This is a genomic window from Stenotrophomonas maltophilia, from assembly GCF_001274595.1.
Taxonomy (GTDB): domain Bacteria; phylum Pseudomonadota; class Gammaproteobacteria; order Xanthomonadales; family Xanthomonadaceae; genus Stenotrophomonas; species Stenotrophomonas forensis.
The window spans coordinates 1,933,632-1,952,383 of record NZ_CP011010.1; the positions used below are offsets into that span (position 1 = coordinate 1,933,632).

The 18,752-nt window shown below is 67.5% G+C and carries 13 protein-coding genes; 5 read left to right on the top strand and 8 right to left on the bottom strand.

The window, feature by feature from the left end; translation table 11 throughout:
- Nucleotides 1-52: 52 nt before the first annotated feature.
- On the bottom strand, nt 53-1,429 hold the full coding sequence (gene dbpA / locus VN11_RS09100; protein WP_005413029.1) for an ATP-dependent RNA helicase DbpA: 1,377 nt from the start codon (nt 1,427-1,429) through the stop codon (nt 53-55).
- Between the two features lie 84 nt (nt 1,430-1,513).
- Complete coding sequence (locus VN11_RS09105; protein WP_053449509.1) at nt 1,514-2,593, bottom strand: YeiH family protein; 1,080 nt, start codon at nt 2,591-2,593, stop codon at nt 1,514-1,516.
- Nucleotides 2,594-2,695: 102 nt separating this feature from the next.
- Between VN11_RS09105 and VN11_RS09110 the strand changes: the two genes are divergently transcribed.
- A complete protein-coding gene (locus tag VN11_RS09110) occupies nt 2,696-3,571 on the top strand; it encodes a LysR family transcriptional regulator (protein WP_053449510.1) in 876 nt (291 codons plus the stop codon).
- Nucleotides 3,572-3,859: 288 nt separating this feature from the next.
- Nucleotides 3,860-5,740: an ATP-binding cassette domain-containing protein gene (locus VN11_RS09115; protein WP_053449511.1), complete on the top strand. Its 1,881-nt coding sequence runs from the start codon at nt 3,860-3,862 to the stop codon at nt 5,738-5,740.
- A 172-nt stretch (nt 5,741-5,912) separates the two neighbouring features.
- On the opposite strand, the gene VN11_RS09120 is transcribed toward VN11_RS09115, so the two are convergent.
- Nucleotides 5,913-6,374 (bottom strand): c-type cytochrome, encoded by a 462-nt coding sequence (locus tag VN11_RS09120; protein ID WP_006430887.1) that lies wholly within the window; start codon nt 6,372-6,374, stop codon nt 5,913-5,915.
- Nucleotides 6,375-6,383: 9 nt separating this feature from the next.
- The gene (locus VN11_RS09125) at nt 6,384-6,773 is read right to left on the bottom strand and encodes a c-type cytochrome (RefSeq protein WP_053449512.1); all 390 of its coding nucleotides are present in this window, start codon (nt 6,771-6,773) and stop codon (nt 6,384-6,386) included.
- 205 nt (nt 6,774-6,978) lie between these two features.
- Here VN11_RS09125 and VN11_RS09130 point away from each other — a divergent pair, with 205 nt between their 5' ends.
- From VN11_RS09130 to VN11_RS09140, 3 genes are read left to right on the top strand one after another with little or no spacing between them, the layout of a single operon-like run.
- Nucleotides 6,979-8,130 carry an efflux RND transporter periplasmic adaptor subunit gene (locus VN11_RS09130; RefSeq protein WP_008266938.1) on the top strand — a complete coding sequence of 384 codons (1,152 nt, stop codon included), beginning with the start codon at nt 6,979-6,981 and terminating at the stop codon, nt 8,128-8,130.
- Complete coding sequence (locus tag VN11_RS09135; RefSeq protein WP_053449513.1) at nt 8,127-11,648, top strand: efflux RND transporter permease subunit; 3,522 nt, start codon at nt 8,127-8,129, stop codon at nt 11,646-11,648. Before VN11_RS09130 ends, VN11_RS09135 begins: the two co-directional genes overlap by 4 nt.
- Nucleotides 11,645-14,725: an efflux RND transporter permease subunit gene (locus VN11_RS09140; protein WP_053449514.1), complete on the top strand. Its 3,081-nt coding sequence runs from the start codon at nt 11,645-11,647 to the stop codon at nt 14,723-14,725. The genes VN11_RS09135 and VN11_RS09140 overlap by 4 nt, the downstream gene beginning before the upstream one ends.
- A gap of 157 nt (nt 14,726-14,882) precedes the next feature.
- Here VN11_RS09140 and VN11_RS09145 read toward each other — a convergent pair whose 3' ends face one another.
- From VN11_RS09145 to VN11_RS09160, 4 genes are all read right to left on the bottom strand, one after another.
- Nucleotides 14,883-16,115, bottom strand: coding sequence for a TraB/GumN family protein (locus tag VN11_RS09145; RefSeq protein WP_053449515.1), 1,233 nt, complete (start codon nt 16,113-16,115; stop codon nt 14,883-14,885).
- On the bottom strand, nt 16,108-16,638 hold the full coding sequence (locus tag VN11_RS09150) for a GNAT family N-acetyltransferase (RefSeq protein ID WP_049457844.1): 531 nt from the start codon (nt 16,636-16,638) through the stop codon (nt 16,108-16,110). Before VN11_RS09150 ends, VN11_RS09145 begins: the two co-directional genes overlap by 8 nt.
- A gap of 14 nt (nt 16,639-16,652) precedes the next feature.
- Nucleotides 16,653-17,540, bottom strand: a complete 888-nt coding sequence (locus tag VN11_RS09155) for a carbon-nitrogen hydrolase (protein ID WP_049442792.1) — start codon at nt 17,538-17,540, stop codon at nt 16,653-16,655.
- 162 nt (nt 17,541-17,702) lie between these two features.
- Nucleotides 17,703-18,740: an agmatine deiminase family protein gene (locus VN11_RS09160; protein ID WP_053449516.1), complete on the bottom strand. Its 1,038-nt coding sequence runs from the start codon at nt 18,738-18,740 to the stop codon at nt 17,703-17,705.
- Nucleotides 18,741-18,752 lie beyond the last annotated feature (12 nt).

Genomic DNA, 18,752 nt, shown 5'->3' on the forward strand with positions numbered 1-18,752 from the left:
GGCCGCTACCAGGTCATGCCGTTGCCAACCGTGGTTGGCAACGCTGCTTCAATCACATCATCCGCACGCGGAATCGACGGCCCTTGATCTTGCCGGCTTCCAGCTTCGCCACGGCCTTGTTGGCCTGCTCGCGCGCGATCGCCACGTAGGAGCGGGTCGGGAAGATCGCGATCTTGCCGATGAACTTGCTCGACAGGCCGGCGTCACCGGTCAGTGCGCCGAGGATATCGCCCGGGCGCAGCTTGTCGGTCTTGCCACCATCGATGCGCAGCGTGCGCATTGCCGCCTGCGGCAGCTCGGCCGGGCGCGAGGTTGCCAGCGGCGTTTTCTGCCAGTCCAGCGGCTGACCCATCTGCGCTTCGATCGCTTCGGCACGGGTCTTCTCGCGGCCGGCCACCAGGCTGATCGCCAGGCCACTGGCACCGGCACGGCCGGTACGGCCCACGCGGTGCTGGTAGCTCTCCACGTCGGTCGGCAGTTCGTAGTTGATCACCGCCGCCAGCTCTTCCACGTCCAGCCCGCGCGCGGCCACGTCGCTGGCCACCAACACGTTGCAGCTGCGGTTGGCCAGCAGCAGCAGCACTTCCTCGCGGTCGCGCTGTTCCATGTCACCGTGCAGGGCGAGGGCGGAGAAGCCGAACTGCTGCAGCGAGTTGGCTACTTCGTCCACGTCCTTGCGGGTGTTGCAGAACACCACCGCCGATTCGGGCGTGTACTTCAGCAGCAGGCCGGCCAGTGCCTTCTGGCGGTGCGCCGGTTCCACCTCGCAGAACAGGTGGCGGATTGCCGGTGCCTGGTCGGCGCCTTCCACGGTCACTTCCACCGCGTCGCGCAGCAGGTCACGCGCCATGGCGCGGATGCTGTCGGGGAAGGTGGCCGAGAACAGCAGGCTCTGGCGGTCCTTGTGGGTGCGGCCGGCGATCTCGCGGATCGGCTCCTCGAAGCCCATGTCGAGCATGCGGTCGGCCTCGTCCAGCACCAGCGTGCGCACCGCACCCAGGTTCAACGCGCGCTTGCGCGCCAGTTCCTGCACGCGGCCGGGGGTACCGACCACCACGTGCGGGTCATGGCCTTCCAGCGACGCCAGCTGCGGGCCCAGCGGCACGCCACCCACCAGCAGCAGCAGCTTCAGGTTGGGAATGCCGGTGGCCAGCTTGCGGATCTGCTTGCCGACCTGGTCGGCCAGTTCGCGGGTCGGGCACAGCACCAGCGCCTGCACGCGGATCAGGCTGGGGTCGATGGACTGCAGCAGGCCCAGGCCGAAGGCGGCGGTCTTGCCGCTGCCGGTCGGCGCCTGTGCGATCACATCACGGCCATCGAGGATGGCCGGCAGGCTCTGCGCCTGCACAGGGGTGAGAGTGGTGTAGCCGAGGGCATCCAGGCCGGGCTGCAGGGCCGGGCTCAGCGGCAGGGTCGAGAAGTCAGTCATGGCGCATTGTACCCGTCCGCGCGGCAGCTCCCGTCCTGGGGCCTTCATCCATGTGGGTGCCGACCTGGGTCTGCACGCTCCTGCTCAGCCCAACACCGCCAGCACGCCCTGGTGGATCGCCAGCCCACCGAACAGCAGCCAGGCGAACAGGATCAGCGCCAGCAGCAGCGGCTTCAGCCCAGCCTGGCGCAGCGCCGAGACGTGGGTGGTCAGGCCGAGTGCGGCCATCGCCATCGCCAGCAGCACCGTATCCAGCTGCACCAGCCCGGCCTGCAAACCAGCCGGCAGCAGATGCAGCGAGTTGAACCCGGCCACCGCCACGAAACCAAACGCGAACCACGGCACCACGATGCGCGCCTTGCTGCCGTCGGCGCTGGCCTTGCCACCACGCGCCAGCCACAGCGACAGTGCGACCAGGAACGGTGCCAGCAGCATCACCCGCACCATCTTGGTGATCACTGCGGTATCGGCCGCCGCTTCGCTGACCGCACGGCCTGCGGCCACCACCTGCGCCACTTCATGCACTGTCGCGCCGGTGAACAGGCCGTACTGGCGTGCGTCCATGGCCAGCCAGCCGTGTGACTGCACCAGTGCATACAGCGCGGGGTACAGGAACATCGCCAGCGTGCCGAACACCACCACCGTCGACACCGCGACGGTGACCTGCGCCGCACGGCCGCGCACCACCGGCTCGGCAGCCATCACCGCCGCCGCGCCGCAGATTGCGCTGCCGGCACCGATCAGCATTGCCGCCTCGCGCTCCATCCTGAAAACACGCACACCCAGCCAGCAGGCCAGGCCGAAGGTGCTGGCCACTACCAGCACGTCCATCAGCACGCCGCTGACGCCGACATGGCCGATGTCCTGGAAGGTCAGGCGCAGGCCATACAGCACGATGCCGGCACGCAGCAGCCAGTGCTTGGAAAAGCCGACACCGGCTGCGCTGCTCGGCGCCAGCCGCGGGTAGAGGGTGTTGCCGACCACGATGCCGGCGACGATGGCCACGGTCAGCGCGCTCAGGCCGTGCGCCTGCAGCCACGGAAGCTCGGCCAGGTATAGCGAGGCCGCAGCGATCAGGCCCACCAGTAGAAGGCCGGGCAGGCGCGGTTGCCAGCGTTGGCGCAGGGCGGGCAGGGACCAGGGGGAGAGGGCAGGGGCGTTCATGACGGGGACGGGGCTGAAGTAGTGGCGCCAGCGTGCGCCTGTGTGATTGACCTGTAAAACGAATAATATGGGTGAAAGCTACCTATCAAGCGGGTAATTGTCATGCGCCTGACCTTGCGCCAGCTGCAGGTCTTCGTCGCCATCGCTGACTACGGCAGCACCACCGCTGCGGGCCAGGCCATCGCGCTCTCGCAGTCGGCCAGCAGCGCCGCCCTGCAGGAGTTGGAGGCACATTTCGGCACCCCGCTGTTCGACCGCATCGGCCGTCGCCTGGCCCTGAACGGGCATGGCCGCGCGCTGCTGGAGCCGGCGCGCACGCTGCTGGTCAATGCCGCCGACCTGGAGCGGCAGCTGGCCGCTGGCGGCGACCCGGCGCAGGGCGCACCCCTGCGGCTGGTGCTGGCCGCCAGTACCACCATCGGCAACTACCTGCTGCCGCCGCGCATCGCCGAGCTGCTGCGGCAGGCGCCACAGGCCGAGGTCGACCTGCGCATCGACAACAGTGCCGGCGTGGTCGCTGCCGTGCAGCGGCTGGACGTCGACGCGGGCCTGATCGAGGGCCCGTGCCACGAGCGTGGCCTGCAGGTCACCGCCTGGCAGCAGGATCCGTTGGTGATTGTCGCGGCCGCCGACGCCCCGGCGCGATGGACGATGGATGAACTGCGCAGCGCCCGCTGGCTGCTGCGCGAACCCGGCTCCGGTACCCGCGAAGCCGTCGAACAGGCCCTGCTGCCGCACCTGCGCGGATTCGCCCAGACCCTGCAGCTGGGCAATACCGAAGCGATCAAGCAGGCCGCCATCGCCGGCCTCGGCCTGGCCTGCCTCTCGCGCCACGCGCTGGAAGAGCCGCTGGCTCTCGGCCGCCTGCGCGTGCTGGAGACCCCGCTGCCCACCCTGCAGCGCACCCTGTGGCTGGTACGCCACCCGGGCAAGCACTGGTTGCCGGGCTTGCAGGCGTTGTTGGGGGAAGTGGGGTAAGCCATCAGATTCCCATGTGCCGACCAAGGTCGACACCCACCAGAGCAGAATGCCGTTCCAACAGATCGCGATGAACCGTCAGAGGCGGGGCGGTGTGGGGCTGCAGGACCGTTGGCGCCATGGATGGCGCCATCGAGCCCCCAGGGACGGGTTTACGGCGTGTCCTGCAGCCCCACATCGACCCGCCTGCCACCGTAAGCCGCTTTTGACGTTGCTTTGGCTGCGGCCGTTGCCTCTGCGGGTGCCGGGTGCAACCCGGCCGACGCCCCCAACCCGTACAATATCCGGATGCCTCTGATTACTCTGCAGAACGTCGACTTCAGCGTCGGCGGCCCGTTGTTGCTGGAAAAGGCCGAACTGTCGATCGAGCCGGGCGAACGCATCGCCCTGATCGGCCGCAATGGCGCCGGCAAATCCACCCTGCTCAAGCTGCTGTCCGGCGACCACAAGCCCGATGACGGCGAAGTCCGCGTGCAGCAGGGCGTGCGTGCCACCCGCCTGGAGCAGGAAGTGCCGCATGGCGCTGCCGGCTCGGTGTTCGACGTCGTGGCCGATGGCCTGGGCGAACTGGGCCAGTGGCTGGCCGAGTTCCACCATCTCAGCCACGCCGAAGTCTTCGATGGCGAAGCGCTCGGCAACGTGCAGGCCAAGATCGACGCCGCCAACGGCTGGGGACTGGACCAGCGCGTCAGCGAAACCCTGACCAAGCTCGACCTCGACGGCGAAGCCGAATTCGGCCGCCTGTCCGGCGGCATGAAGCGCCGCGTGCTGCTGGCGCGCGCGCTGGTGTCCAGCCCCGATGTGCTGCTGCTGGACGAACCGACCAACCACCTCGACATCGAAGCCATCGACTGGCTCGAAGCGTTCCTGAAGGGCTGGAGCGGCAGCGTGGTGTTCGTCACCCATGACCGCCGCTTCCTGCGTGCGCTGGCCACCCGCATCGTCGAGATCGACCGCGGCCAGGTCACCAGCTGGCCGGGCGACTGGGCCAACTACGAGCGCCGCCGCGAGGAACGCCTCAACGCGCAGGCGCAGGAAAACGCCCGCTTCGACAAGCTGCTGGCGCAGGAAGAAGTCTGGATCCGCCAGGGCATCAAGGCGCGCCGTACCCGCGACGAGGGCCGCGTACGCCGCCTGAAGGCGATGCGCACCGAACGCTCGCAGCGCCGCGATCTCAGCGGCAACGTCAAGATGGAAGCCGCGCAGGGCGTCAGCTCGGGCAAGAAGGTCATCGACGTCAAGGATATTTCGTTCGCCTTCGGCGAGCGCACGATGGTCCGTGACTTCAGCACCACCATCCTGCGTGGCGACCGCATCGGCCTGATCGGCCCCAACGGCAGTGGCAAGACCACCTTGCTGAAGCTGTTGCTGGGTGAACTGCAGCCGGCCAAGGGTGAGGTCAACCCCGGTACCAACCTGCAGATCGCCTATTTCGACCAGTACCGCGCGGTGCTGCGCGAAGACTGGAGCGCGATCGAGAACGTGGCCGAAGGCCGTGATTTCCTCGAGTTCAACGGCAAGCGCAAGCACGTGCATGCCTACCTGCAGGACTTCATGTTCACCCCGGAACGCGCGCGTGCGCCGATCACCCGCCTGTCCGGTGGCGAGCGCAACCGCCTGCTGCTGGCCAAGCTGTTCGCGCAGCCGTCCAACCTGCTGGTGATGGACGAACCGACCAACGACCTCGACGTAGAAACCCTGGAGCTGCTGGAAGAGCTGCTGGGCGAGTACACCGGCACCCTGCTGCTGGTCAGCCACGACCGTGATTTCATCGACAACGTGGTGACCTCCACGCTGGTGATGGAAGGCGACGGCGTGATCGGTGAGTACGTCGGTGGCTACAGCGACTGGCAGCGCTACGCGGCCAGCATCGCTGCACCTGCCGCGGCCCCGGCAGCCAAGCCGGCGGCAGCTGCACCGGCCGCTGCGGCGGCTACCCCCGCAGCGCCCAAGCGCAAGCTGGCCTACAAGGAAGCGCGCGAACTGGAACAGCTGCCGAAGACCATCGAGAAGCTGGAAGGCGACGTCGAAGGGCTGACCTCGGCGATGAACGACCCGTCGTTCTACACCCGCAGCAGTGCCGAAGTGACCGCGCACACCCAGCAGCTGGCCAAGGTCCAGGCCGAGCTGGATGCCGCGTACGCGCGCTGGGAAGAGCTGGAAGGCTGAGCGCCGGCCGGCGCTGCCGGTGGACTCGGTAGATCCACGCCGTGCGTGGATATTGGGATCCGTGCGGACCAACGGTCCGCACCTACCGACGCCGATGCCTGGTAGATCCACGCCATGCGTGGATGGCGGCATCAGTGCGGACCTAGGTCCGCACCCACCGGGGGGCCAGCGGTCATTTGACCCCGTGCAGATCCCGCAGCTGGCTCGGCCGGCTGCCGAAGTACGCCGCCAGATCGGCGATGTCCTGATCACTCAGATCCTTGGCCTGCGGCGTCATCAGCGCATGCTGGCGGTCACCGGCACGGTAGGCCTGCAGGGCGTGCGCCAGGTAGTCACCGTACTGGCCACCCAGCTTCGGATAGGTCGCATCGATCGGCGCATTGCCGTCCGCCCCGTGGCAGTCGATGCAGCTCTGGTTGGTGGCCTTGCCCTTCACCTTGGCGCGGGCTTCGCCGGCGGCCTCGCGGCCCGCAGGCAGGCCGGCCGATGAAGAAGAACCGTGTTCGCCGCTGGCATGGCCCGGGTCGGCGGCGGATTTTTCGCTGTTTTCCACCTGCGACTGCGAACAGGCGGCCAGCAGCAGGGCAACGGACAGGGCGATGGCATGACGCATCGGATGCGCGGCTTTCGACATGGGCGGGCCTTACTTGACGGTGGACAGGTAAACAGAGAGATCGGCGATCTCCTGTTCGCTGAAGCTCATCGACTGCGCCTGCATCGTTGGATGCCGGCGCTTGCCCTGGCGGTACTCGGTCAGGGCCTGGGCCAGGTACTGCTGGGTCTGGCCGCCGATCTTCGGCACCCGGTAACTGGGGTAGGCGTTCTTGTAGCCGGTGATGCCGTGGCACCCCTGGCAGGTGTAGGCCAGGACGCGGCCATTGTCGAAGTTGCCGGTAGGGGCGGCAGGTGCCGTGGCAGCGGCGGGAGCCGGGGCCGGGGCAGGTGTGGCAGGAGCAGGAGCGGGCTGTGCGGCGGCCCCAAGGGGCAGGAGGACGGCCAGAGCGAGACAAGCGGCGAGCGGCTGCGGGCGCATGGTGTCGTTTCCGGGGATTCGGGTCTGGTCGTTCCGGCGTGGGGTACGGAACGCCCCGAGTATAGCCCCAGGTTTCATCTAGCTGAAATGGGGGTGGGCCGACCAGCGGCGTGAAGACACCATGACCTTTGGGATATGGTGTGGCCGTGAAGTGGTGCATTACTTTGCTACCACACCTGTCCACGCATCCTCCAGGGACCCGACGATGTCGCACCCAACCTTCCTGTCCGGCCGTCGCAGCGGAATCTGCGCTGCCGCACTGCTGATCTCCACCTCCCTGCTGCTGGGCGGTTGCGCCGCAGGGCCCAATTCCGAAGCCAAGGCCGCCGAGACCAAGGAGGAGAAGAAGGTCGATGCGGTCCCGGTCGAAGTGGCGGTGGCCAGCCACCGCGCGGTCGCGGCCAGCTACACCGGCACCGCCGCACTGGAACCGCGCGCCGAATCGCAGGTGGTGGCCAAGACCTCCGGCGTGGCGTTGGCGGTGCTGGTCGAGGAAGGGCAGCGGGTGACCGCCGGCCAGCCGCTGGTGCGGCTGGACCCGGACCGCGCACGCCTGGCCGTTGCCCAGAGTGAAGCGCAGATGCGCAAGCTGGAAAACAACTACCAGCGCGCACAGAAGCTGGTTGGCCAGCAGATGGTCAGCGCCGCCGACGTCGACCAGCTGCGCTTTGACCTGGAAAACGTCCGCGCGCAGTACCGCCTGGCCACGCTGGAACTGTCCTACACCACGGTGGTGGCACCGATCTCCGGCGTCATCGCATCGCGCTCGATCAAGACCGGCAACTTCGTGCAGATCAACACGCCGATCTTCCGCATCGTCGACAACTCGCGGCTGGAAGCCACGCTCAACGTCCCCGAGCGCGAGCTGGCCACCCTGCGTGCCGGCCAGCCGGTGACGCTGGTTGCCGATGCGCTGCCGGGCCAGAGTTTCACCGGCACCGTCGATCGCATCGCACCGGTGGTCGATTCGGGCAGCGGCACGTTTCGCGTGGTCAGCGCCTTCGACGGTGCCGCGCACGCGCTGCAGCCCGGCATGTTCGGCCGCATCCGCATCGATTACGACCAGCGTGCCGATGCGCTCGTGGTGCCGCGCCTTTCGTTGCTCGACGACGGTGAGCCGGCGGTGTTCCGGGTGCGCGAAGGCAAGGTCGCACGGGTTCCGGTCAAGCTGGGTTACGCCGAGGGCCCGTGGGTGGAGATCCGTGATGGCCTGGCGGCCGGTGATCAGGTGGTCACCGCCGGCAAGGTCGCCCTGCGCGACGGCACCGCGGTGCAGGTGATCGCCGATCCGAAGGCCAAGGCGAAGACGGTCGCAGCGTCCGCCACGCCGGCAGACAAGGCCGGGAGCAAGCAATGACCGCCCCGGGCCACGACCACGGTGCCTCGCCGGCGAGCGACGGCGCCGCCGCCGGCCTGCGCGGCGGCCTGGTGGAATTCGCCACCCGCCGCCGCGTGACCATCGCCATGTGCACGGTCACCCTGCTGCTGTTCGGCCTGATCGCGCTGGGCAACCTCAAGGTCAACCTGCTGCCCGACCTGAGCTACCCGACGCTGACCGTGCGTACCGAGTACACCGGTTCGGCGCCCACCGAAATCGAAACCCTGATCACCCAGCCGGTCGAAGAAGCGGTGGGCGTGGTCAAGAACCTGCGCAAGCTGAAGTCGGTCTCGCGCACCGGCCAGAGCGACGTGGTGCTGGAGTTCGCCTGGGGCACCAACATGGACCAGGCCAGCCTGGAGGTGCGCGACAAGATGGAAGCGCTGAACCTGCCGCTTGAGGCGAAGGCGCCGGTGCTGCTGCGCTTCAACCCGTCCACCGAGCCGATCATGCGCCTGGTGCTGTCGAGCAAGACCGCGCCGGCCAGCGATGCCGATGCGATCCGCGAGCTGACCGGCCTGCGCCGTTATGCCGATGAAGACCTGAAGAAGAAGCTGGAGCCGGTCTCCGGCGTGGCCGCGGTCAAGGTCGGCGGTGGCCTGGAAGACGAGATCCAGGTCGACATCGACCAGCAGAAGCTGGCCCAGCTGAACCTGCCGATCGACACCGTCATCAAGCGCCTGAAGGACGAGAACATCAACATCTCCGGCGGCCGCCTGGAAGAAGGTTCGCAGCGTTTCCTGGTGCGCACCGTCAACCAGTTCGCCGATCTGGAAGAGATCCGCAACCTGCTGGTCACCACCCAGGGAAGCAATGGCAGCGCGGCGGATTCGGCGCTGCAGCAGATGTTCAACATCGCCGCCTCGACCGGCTCGGCGGCGGCCATCGCGGCGGCCTCGGCGGCGCAGAGCGCATCGTCCGGCGGCGGGTCCAGCGTGATCGCCAACGGGGTGCCGGTGCGCCTGAAGGACGTGGCCACCGTGCGCCAGGGCTACAAGGAGCGCGAAGCGGTGATCCGCCTGGGCGGCAAGGAATCGGTCGAGCTGGCGATCTACAAGGAAGGCGACGCCAACACCGTGTCCACCGCCGAGGCGTTGCGCAAGCGCCTGGAGCAGATCAAGGGCACGTTCCCGGCCGACGTCGAGATGACCACCATCGAGGACCAGTCGCGCTTCATCGAGCACGCCATCGCCGACGTCAAGAAGGACGCGGTGATCGGTGGCCTGCTGGCGATCCTGATCATCTTCCTGTTCCTGCGTGATGGCTGGAGCACCTTCGTGATCAGCCTGTCGCTGCCGGTCTCGATCATCGCCACGTTCTTCTTCATGGGCCAGCTGGGGCTGAGCTTGAACGTGATGTCGCTGGGCGGCTTGGCGCTGGCCACCGGCCTGGTGGTGGACGACTCGATCGTGGTGCTGGAAAGCATCGCCAAGGCGCGCGAGCGCGGCCTGGGCATCCTGCAGGCGGCCATCGCCGGTACCCGCGAAGTGAGCATGGCCGTGGTCGCCTCGACCCTGACCACCATCGCGGTGTTCCTGCCGCTGGTGTTCGTCGACGGCATCGCCGGCCAGCTGTTCCGCGACCAGGCGTTGACCGTGGCGATCGCCATCGCGATCTCGCTGCTGGTGTCGATGACGCTGATCCCGATGTTGAGCTCGCTGAAGGGACGGCCACCGCTGGCGTTCCCGGAAGAGGCACCGAATGAACCGTGGCAGCCGCAGAACCGCTGGCAGAAGCCGGTCGCGCTGGGCCGCCGTGGCGTCGTCGCGACCGTGCGCTGGGGCTTCTATGCGCTGGCCTGGCTGGTGGTACGCCTGTGGCGCGGCGTGGTGGCGGTGGTCGGCCCGGTGATGCGCAAGGCCAGCGATCTGGCGATGAAGCCCTACGCGGGTGCCGAGCGCGGCTATCTGCGCCTGCTGCCGAGCGCGCTGGCCCACCCGGGCAAGGTGCTGGGCGTGGCCACGATCATCTTCGTGGCGACCATGGCGCTGGTGCCGATGCTCGGTGCCGACCTGATTCCGCAGCTGGCGCAGGACCGTTTCGAAATGACGGTGAAGCTGCCGGCCGGCACGCCGCTGAAGCAGACCGATGCGCTGGTGCGCGAACTGCAGCTGGCACACGGCAAGGGCGAGGGTGTGGCATCGCTGTACGGCGTCAGTGGCAGTGGTACCCGGCTGGATGCGAGCCCGACCGAAAGCGGCGAGAACATCGGCAAGCTGACCGTGGTGATGGAAGGCGGCGGCAACGCACGTACCGAAGCGGCCATCACCGAACGCCTGCGCGGCACCATGGGCCAGCATCCGGGCGCCCAGGTCGATTTCGCACGGCCGGCGTTGTTCAGCTTCTCCACGCCGCTGGAAATCGAACTGCGCGGGCAGGACATGGCGACCCTGGAAGTGGCCGGCCAGCGCCTGGCGGCGATGCTGCGCGGCAATGCGCACTACGCCGACGTGAAGTCGACAGTGGAAGAGGGTTTCCCGGAAATCCAGATCCGCTTCGACCAGGAACGTGCCGGTGCGCTGGGCCTGACCACCCGCCAGATCGCCGATGTGGTGGTGAAGAAGGTGCGCGGCGACGTCGCCACCCGCTACAGCTTCCGCGACCGCAAGATCGACGTGCTGGTGCGGGCGCAGGAAGGTGATCGCGCCAGCGTGGAGAGCATCCGTCGGCTGATCGTCAACCCGGGCAGCACGCGCCCGGTCACCCTGGACGCGGTGGCCGATGTGGTCGCCACCACCGGTCCGAGCGAGATCCATCGTGCCGATCAGACACGCGTGGCAGTGGTGTCGGCCAACCTGCGCGACATCGATCTCGGCGCGGCCATGCGCGAAGTGCAGCAGATGGTGGCCGAGCAGCCGCTGGGTGCGGGCGTTGGCCTGCATATCGGCGGCCAGGGCGAGGAGCTGGCACAGGCGGCGAAGTCGCTGATCTTCGCCTTCGGCCTGGCGATCTTCCTGGTCTACCTGGTGATGGCTTCGCAGTTCGAGTCGCTGCTGCATCCGTTCGTGATCCTGTTCACCATCCCGCTGGCGCTGGTCGGTGCGATCCTGGCGCTGATGCTGACCGGCAAGCCGATTTCGGTGGTGGTGTTCATCGGCCTGATCCTGCTGGTCGGCCTGGTCACCAAGAACGCGATCATCCTGATCGACAAGGTCAACCAGCTGCGCGAGGCCGGCGTGGCCAAGCACGAGGCACTCGTGGAGGGGGCGCGCTCGCGCCTGCGGCCGATCATCATGACCACCCTGTGCACGCTGTTCGGCTTCCTGCCGCTGGCGGTGGCGATGGGAGAGGGTGCCGAAGTACGCGCGCCGATGGCGATCACCGTGATCGGCGGCCTGCTGGTATCGACCCTGCTGACCCTGCTGGTGATCCCGGTGGTGTACGACCTGATGGATCGTCGCGGTGATGCGTACTACCGTGAACGCGGCCGCAAGCACGCAGGTGAGATCGAGCCGGGTGCCGCCGGCAGCGCGGCGGGTGCGGAGGAACCGGCATGAGCGTTGCCGAGTTCTCCATCCGCCGTCCGGTCACCACCATCATGTGCTTCGTGTCGCTGGTGGTGATCGGCCTGATCGCTTCGTTCCGGTTGCCGCTGGAAGCGCTGCCGGACATCTCCGCGCCGTTCCTGTTCGTGCAGATCCCGTACACCGGTTCGACCCCGGAGGAAGTGGAGCGGACCATCATCCGCCCGGTCGAGGAGTCGCTGGCGACGATGACCGGGATCAAGCGCATGCGCTCGTCGGCGACCTCCGAAGCGGCGCTGATCTACATCGAGTTCAGCGACTGGGACCGTGATATCGCCATCGCCGCCTCCGATGCCCGCGAGCGCATCGATGCGATCCGCAGCGACCTGCCCGACGACCTGCAGCGCTACAACGTGTTCAAGTGGTCCAGCAGCGACCAGCCGGTCCTGAAGGTGCGCCTGGCCAGTACCACCGACCTGACCACCGCCTATGACATGCTTGACCGCGAGTTCAAGCGGCGCATCGAGCGTATTCCGGGCGTGGCGCGCGTCGATATCACCGGCGCGCCGCCGAACGAGGTGGAGATTGCCATCGATCCGAACCGGCTCAACGCGCACGGGCTGAGCATCAACGAGCTGAGCGAGCGCCTGCGCACGCTGAACTTCTCGATCTCGGCCGGGCAGATCGATGACAACGGCCAGCGCGTGCGCGTGCAGCCGGTGGGCGAGATCACCGACCTGCAGGAGATGCGTGACCTGGTGATCAACGCCAAGGGCCTGCGTCTGGGCGACATTGCCGATGTTCGGCTGAAGCCGGCGCGCATGAACTACGGGCGCCGCCTGGACGGCAACCCGGCGGTCGGCCTGGACATCTTCAAGGAGCGCAGCGCCAACCTGGTGGAGGTCTCGCGTGCCGCGCTGGCCGAGGTCGAATCGATCCGCGCCGAGGCGTCGATGCGCGACGTTCAGATCAAGGTGATCGACAACCAGGGCAAGGCGGTGACGTCATCGCTGCTGGAGCTGGCCGAGGCCGGTGCCGTCGGCCTGATCCTGTCGATCACGGTGCTGTTCTTCTTCCTGCGCCATTGGCCGTCCACGCTGATGGTGACGCTGGCGATCCCGATCTGCTTCACCATCACCCTGGGTTTCATGTACTTCGTCGGTGTGACGCTGAACATCCTGACCATGATGGGCCTGCTGCTGGCGGTGGGCATGCTGGTCGACAACGCCGTGGTGGTGGTGGAGAGCATCTACCAGGAACGCGAGCGCATGCCCGGGCAGCCGCGGCTGGCTTCGATCATCGGCACCCGCAACGTGGCCATCGCGCTCAGCGCGGGCACGTTGTGCCACTGCATCGTGTTCGTGCCGAACCTGTTCGGCGAGACCAACAACATCAGCATCTTCATGTCGCAGATCGCGATCACCATCTCGGTCTCGCTGCTGGCTTCGTGGCTGGTCGCGGTCAGCCTGATCCCGATGCTGTCCGCGCGCATGGCCACGCCCAAGCTGGTGCACTCGCAGACCGGCATGATCGCCCGGCTGCAGCGCCGCTATGCCACGCTGCTGGACTGGTCGCTGCACCATCGCGGCTGGAGCCTGCTCGGCATCGTGCTGGTGGTGCTGGTCAGCCTGGTGCCGATGAAGCTGACCAAGATCGACATGTTCGGCGGTGATGGCGGCAAGGACATCTTCATCGGCTACATGTGGAAGGGCGCCTACACCTATCGGCAGATGTCCGATGAAGTGGCACGGGTGGAGAACTGGATCGACCAGAACCGCGAGCGCCTGCATGTGAAGCAGGTCTACTCCTGGTACAGCGAGCAGGAAGGCAGCTCGACCGTGGTCACCCTGGACGAGAAGTACGCCAAGGACATCAAGGCGCTGCAGGAAGAACTGCGCAAGGGCCTGCCCAAGTCCGCCCGCACCGACTACTTCGTCGGCAACCAGGGCGGCGACGGTGGCGGCGGTGGCAACCAGGGCGTGCAGGTGCAGCTGGTCGGCGACTCAAGTTCGATGCTGCAGGAGATCGGCCAGGAAGTGGTGCCGCTGCTGGCCCAGCGCGCCGAGCTGCGCGACGTGCGCATCGACAACGGCGAGAAGGGCGGAGAACTGAAGGTGCGCGTCGATCGCGAGCGTGCCGCGGCATTCGGCTTCAATGCCGAGCAGGTGGCCAGCTTCGTCGGCCTGGCGCTGCGTGGCGCACCGATGCGCGAGTTCCGCCGCGGCGACAACGAGGTGCCGGTGTGGGTGCGCTTCGCCGGTGCCGAGCAGAGCAGCCCGGAAGACCTGGCCGGCTTCAGCGTGCGTACCGGTGATGGCCGCAGCGTGCCGCTGCTGAGCCTGGTCACCGTCGATGTCGGTTCGTCCGCCACCCAGATCGGCCGCACCAACCGCCAGACCACGCTGACCATCAAGGCCAACCTGGCCGAGAAGGTCACCGCGCCGGATGGCCGCAAGGCGATGGAAGCGGTGCTCAAGCCGATGAACTTCCCGGCCGGCTACGGCTTCACCTTCGACGGCGGCGACTACGGCAACGACGACGAGGCGATGCAGCAGATGGTGTTCAACCTGCTCATCGCGCTGGTGATGATCTACGTGGTGATGGCGGCGGTGTTCGAATCGCTGCTGTTCCCGGCGGCGATCATGAGCGGCGTGCTGTTCTCGATCTTCGGCGTGTTCTGGCTGTTCTGGATCACCGGCACCTCGTTCGGAATCATGTCCTTCATCGGCATCCTGGTGCTGATGGGCGTGGTGGTGAACAACGGCATCGTGATGATCGAGCACATCAACAACCTGCGGCGCGGCGGCATGGGCCGCACCCAGGCGCTGGTGGAAGGCTCACGCGAGCGCCTGCGCCCGATCATGATGACCATGGGCACGGCGATCCTGGCGATGGTGCCGATCTCGCTGACCAATACGCAGATGTTCGGCAATGGCCCGGAGTACGCGCCGATGGCGCGCGCGATCGCCGGAGGCCTGGCGTTCTCGACCGTGGTCAGCCTGCTGTTCCTGCCGACGATCTACGCGGTGCTGGACGACCTGCGCAGTGCGGTTACGCGACTGATTCGGCGTGCGCGCGGTCTGGAGGTCGTGGCGGGTACCCCGGTGTAGGGGTCGAGCTTGCTCGACCGCAAGCAGCGGCAACGTGTTGTGGTGTGGGGGAGGCCGGTCGTAGTGGGGCGGCCTCCCCCTTTTTTTCTGGCTCCGCCAACCAGGGTTGGCACCTGCCAGAGCGCAGTCGAGCATGGCTCGACGCGGCACAACGCAATCAGCCGGCGACCTTGCCCCAAACCTTGAAGGTGGTCAGCCACAGGCCGAGCATGCTGCCGATGTTGGTCAGCATGAAGGTGAGTACCACCCGGGTGACGCGGTTGCGGTACCAGCCCTTCAGGCTCTGCGCATCGTCGCGCAGCTTCAGGAAGTCCTCGTAGGCCGGTTTGCGCAGCCGCGCTTCCACCAGCGCCGAGAACGCACCGGTCGGGATGCTCAGGCGGAACGGCTTGAACGGAGCCACCGCGATCGCGGTGAGGATGCTCAGCGGATGGCCACCGGCCAGCAGGCAGCCCAGGCCCGCCAGGCCACCGGTATACATGGCCCAGGTCGCCAGCAGTTCGGTACCCACGCCCAGTCCACCGCGATAGAAGCCCACGCCGATGCCGGTCGCCACGATGGCCAGGATGCCCAGCGTGAACCACGGAATGTTGCGCTTCTTCGGCACCGCCTCCAGTTCCGCGCGCAGCGGCGCCGGTGCCTCGGTGTCGGTTTCCAGGTAGCGCGCCAGCCCGGCCAGGTGGCCGGCACCGACCACGGCCAGCACTTCGCGCTGCTGCGGGTCGCGTTCTTCGCGCAGGCGCGTGGCCATGTAGCGGTCACGCTCGCCGATGATGGTCTCGTACAGCGCCGGGCTCTCGCTGGCGAACTCGCCGAAGCTCGATTCCAGCATGTCGCCCTGCTTGAGTTTCTCGATCTCGTTCTCGCCCACTTCCTCGGATGAGAACAGGCCGGCACCGAGGCCGGCGACCAGCTTCAGCTTGCCGAAGAAGCCCAGCCGCTGCGATGCGCGGCGGAAGGTCAGGCCCACCTCGCGGTCGATCAGGTGTACCGGCAGGTTGCGCTCACGCGCCAGTTCCACCGCACGCTTGAGTTCCGCGCCCGGCTCGATGTCGAGCTGTTCGGCCAGGCGGCGCTGGTAGGCGGACAAGGCCAGGTTGGCGGCGAACAGCGCCACCCGGCCCTTGCGGATCACCTCGACCAGGTCGAGCTTGGCCAGCGTGTCCGGGTCGCTCAGCGCCTGCAGGCGCTGCGGGTCCAGCTCGACGGCCACTGCATCGAAGCGGCCGCTGTCGATGGCCTTTTCCACGGCTTCGACGCTGGCGCGGGAGACGTGGGCAGTGCCCAGCAGGGTGTAGCGCACGCCGTCACGTTCGACGACACGCACCGGCTGGCCGGCGAACAGGTCGTCGCCGGTCTCGGTAAGGGTTTCAGTCATGGGTTCATTCATTGGAAGGTGCGGTGTCAGCGCCATCGCCGAGCGCGCGCTGCATCTGCACGGTGTCCAGCCAGCGGCCGTGCTTGCGGCCCAGGCCCTTGAAAACGCCTACCAGGTGAAAGCCGAAGCGTTCGTGCAGCTTGATCGAAGCGGTGTTGGTCGGTTCACCGATCACCGCCACCATCTGCCGGTAGCCGCGCGCCACGCAGGCATCGATGAGGGCCTGCAGCAGGCCGGTGCCCACGCCCTTGCCCTGGAAACGGGCATCGACGTAGACCGAATTCTCGACGGTCCACTGGTAGGCCACGCGGGTGCGGTAGGTGTTGGCGTAGGCATAGCCGGCCACCTGGCCGTCGATCTCGGCGACCAGGTAGGGGAAGCCACGGTCGATGATGTCGCGCATGCGGCGCAGCATCTCGGTCGCGTCCGGAATGTCGTACTCGTAGGTGTTGACGAAGTCGGTCACTTCCACCGCGTAGATCGCGGTGATCGCGTCGATGTCGGCCGGGCCGGCATCACGGATGAGGACGGCCATGCGCGGGCTCCGGCTCAGTCGATGTAGCGCTTGAGCAGGTCGCCGTACGCATCGATGCGGCGATCACGCAGGAATGGCCAGATGCGGCGCACGTGCTCGCTGCGCTGCAGGTCCACATCGCACAGCAGCACGGTGGCGTCGGTGCCGGCTTCGGCCAGGAATTCGCCCTGCGGGCCCAGCACGTGGCTGTTGCCCCAGAACTGGATGCCCGACGCGCCCAGCGGCGAGGCTTCGTGGCCGACGCGGTTGCAGCTCAGCACCGGCAGGCCGTTGGCCACGGCGTGGCCGCGGTGGCTCAGCACCCAGGCGTCGCGCTGGCGGGTCTTCTCGTCCTGCACGTCGTCCGGGTCCCAGCCGATCGCGGTCGGGTACAGCAGCAGCTCGGCACCGGCCAGCGCCATCAGGCGCGCCGCTTCCGGGTACCACTGGTCCCAGCACACCAGCACGCCGAGGCGGCCCACCGAGGTATCGATCGGGGTGAAACCGATGTCGCCCGGAGTGAAGTAGAACTTCTCGTAGAAGCCCGGATCGTCCGGGATGTGCATCTTGCGGTACTTGCCGAGCAGGGTGCCGTCCTTCTCGAACACCACGGCGGTGTTGTGGTACAGGCCGGCGGCGCGGCGCTCGAACAGCGAACCGACCAGCACCACGCCATGCTTCTTCGCCAGCGCGCCCAGGCGCTCGGTGCTGGGGCCCGGAATCGGCTCGGCCAGGTCGAACTCGTCCACCGACTCGTGCTGGCAGAAGTACGGGCCGTTGTGCAGTTCCTGCAGCAGCACCAGCTTGGCACCCTGCGCAGCCGCCTCGGCCACGCGTGCTTCGATCACCGCCAGATTGGCGGCGGCGTCACCGTGGTTGCGCTCCTGGATCAGGGCGACGGTAAGGGGGCTGCGCGAGTTCATGCGGGGCGTTCCTGCGGGGGAAAACCTGCATGTTAGCGCGGATGGATGGCGACGGCGTGTTGCGCGCTGAATGGGTGCTGGTAGTGCCGGCCGCTGGCCGGCAATCCCGTGGATCCATCAGGCATTGCATGGTTGCCGGCCAGCGGCCGGCACTACCAATCCTTAAGCCTTCAACAACCCCGCCGGCAGCTGCATGGTAATGCAGTGCAGGCTGCCGTTCTGCCAGATCAGCGAGCGGCAGGGCACCTGCACGATCTCGCGGCCGGGGTGCGCCTGCGCCAGTACGTCGCGTGCCAGGTCGTCGGCCGGGTCGCCATAGGCCGGCATCAGCACCGCGCCATTGACGATCAGGTAGTTGGCGTACGACGCGGCCAGGCGGCGGCCTTCGTCGATCACCGGCTGTGCCCACGGCAGCGGGAACAGGCGGTACGGCTGGCCATCCTTGGTGCGCAGCGCGGCCAGTTCGTTGCCCATCGCCTGCAGCTCGGCATAGTGCGAGTCGCTCTCGTCGTCGCAGGCCTGGTAGACGATGCTGTCGGCCGAGGCGAAGCGGGCGAGGGTGTCGATGTGGGCGTCGGTGTCGTCGCCTTCCAGGTAGCCGTGGTCCAGCCACAGCACGCGGTCCTGCTGCAGCCAGTCGGCCAGGTCGGCACTCAGGCTGGCGCGGTCGCGGTCCGGGTGGCGCTCGTGCAGGCACTTCCAGGTGGTCAGCAGGGTGCCTTCGCCGTCGGTCTCGATGCCGCCGCCCTCCAGCGCGAACGGGATGCTGCGCACCGGTGCGTCGTTGAACACGCCGGCCTGGTCGAGCACGCCCACCAGCTGGTCATCCAGGGTGGCGTCGAACTTGCCGCCCCAGCCGGTGAAGCGGAAATCCAGCAGCTGGAAGCCGCCATCAGCGCGGCGCAGGGTGATCGGGCCGGAGTCGCGCAGCCAAGTGTCGTCGTAGGCCGCCGTGGTGAAGTGGACCTTGTCCATGTCGATGCGGTTGGAGCGCAGCCGCATCTCGGCATAGGTCTCCACGTCGTCGTCGGCCACGCAGATCAGCACCGGCTGGAAGCGGGTGATGGCCGCGACCAGGGCGATGTAGGTCTCTTCCACCTGGCCCAGACGCTCGGCCCAGTCGGTGTCGGCGGTGGGCCAGGCAATCAGGACGCCGCTCTGGGCTTCCCACTCGGCAGGAAAACGAAGGGTCTGGTTCATGGTCTCGCTACA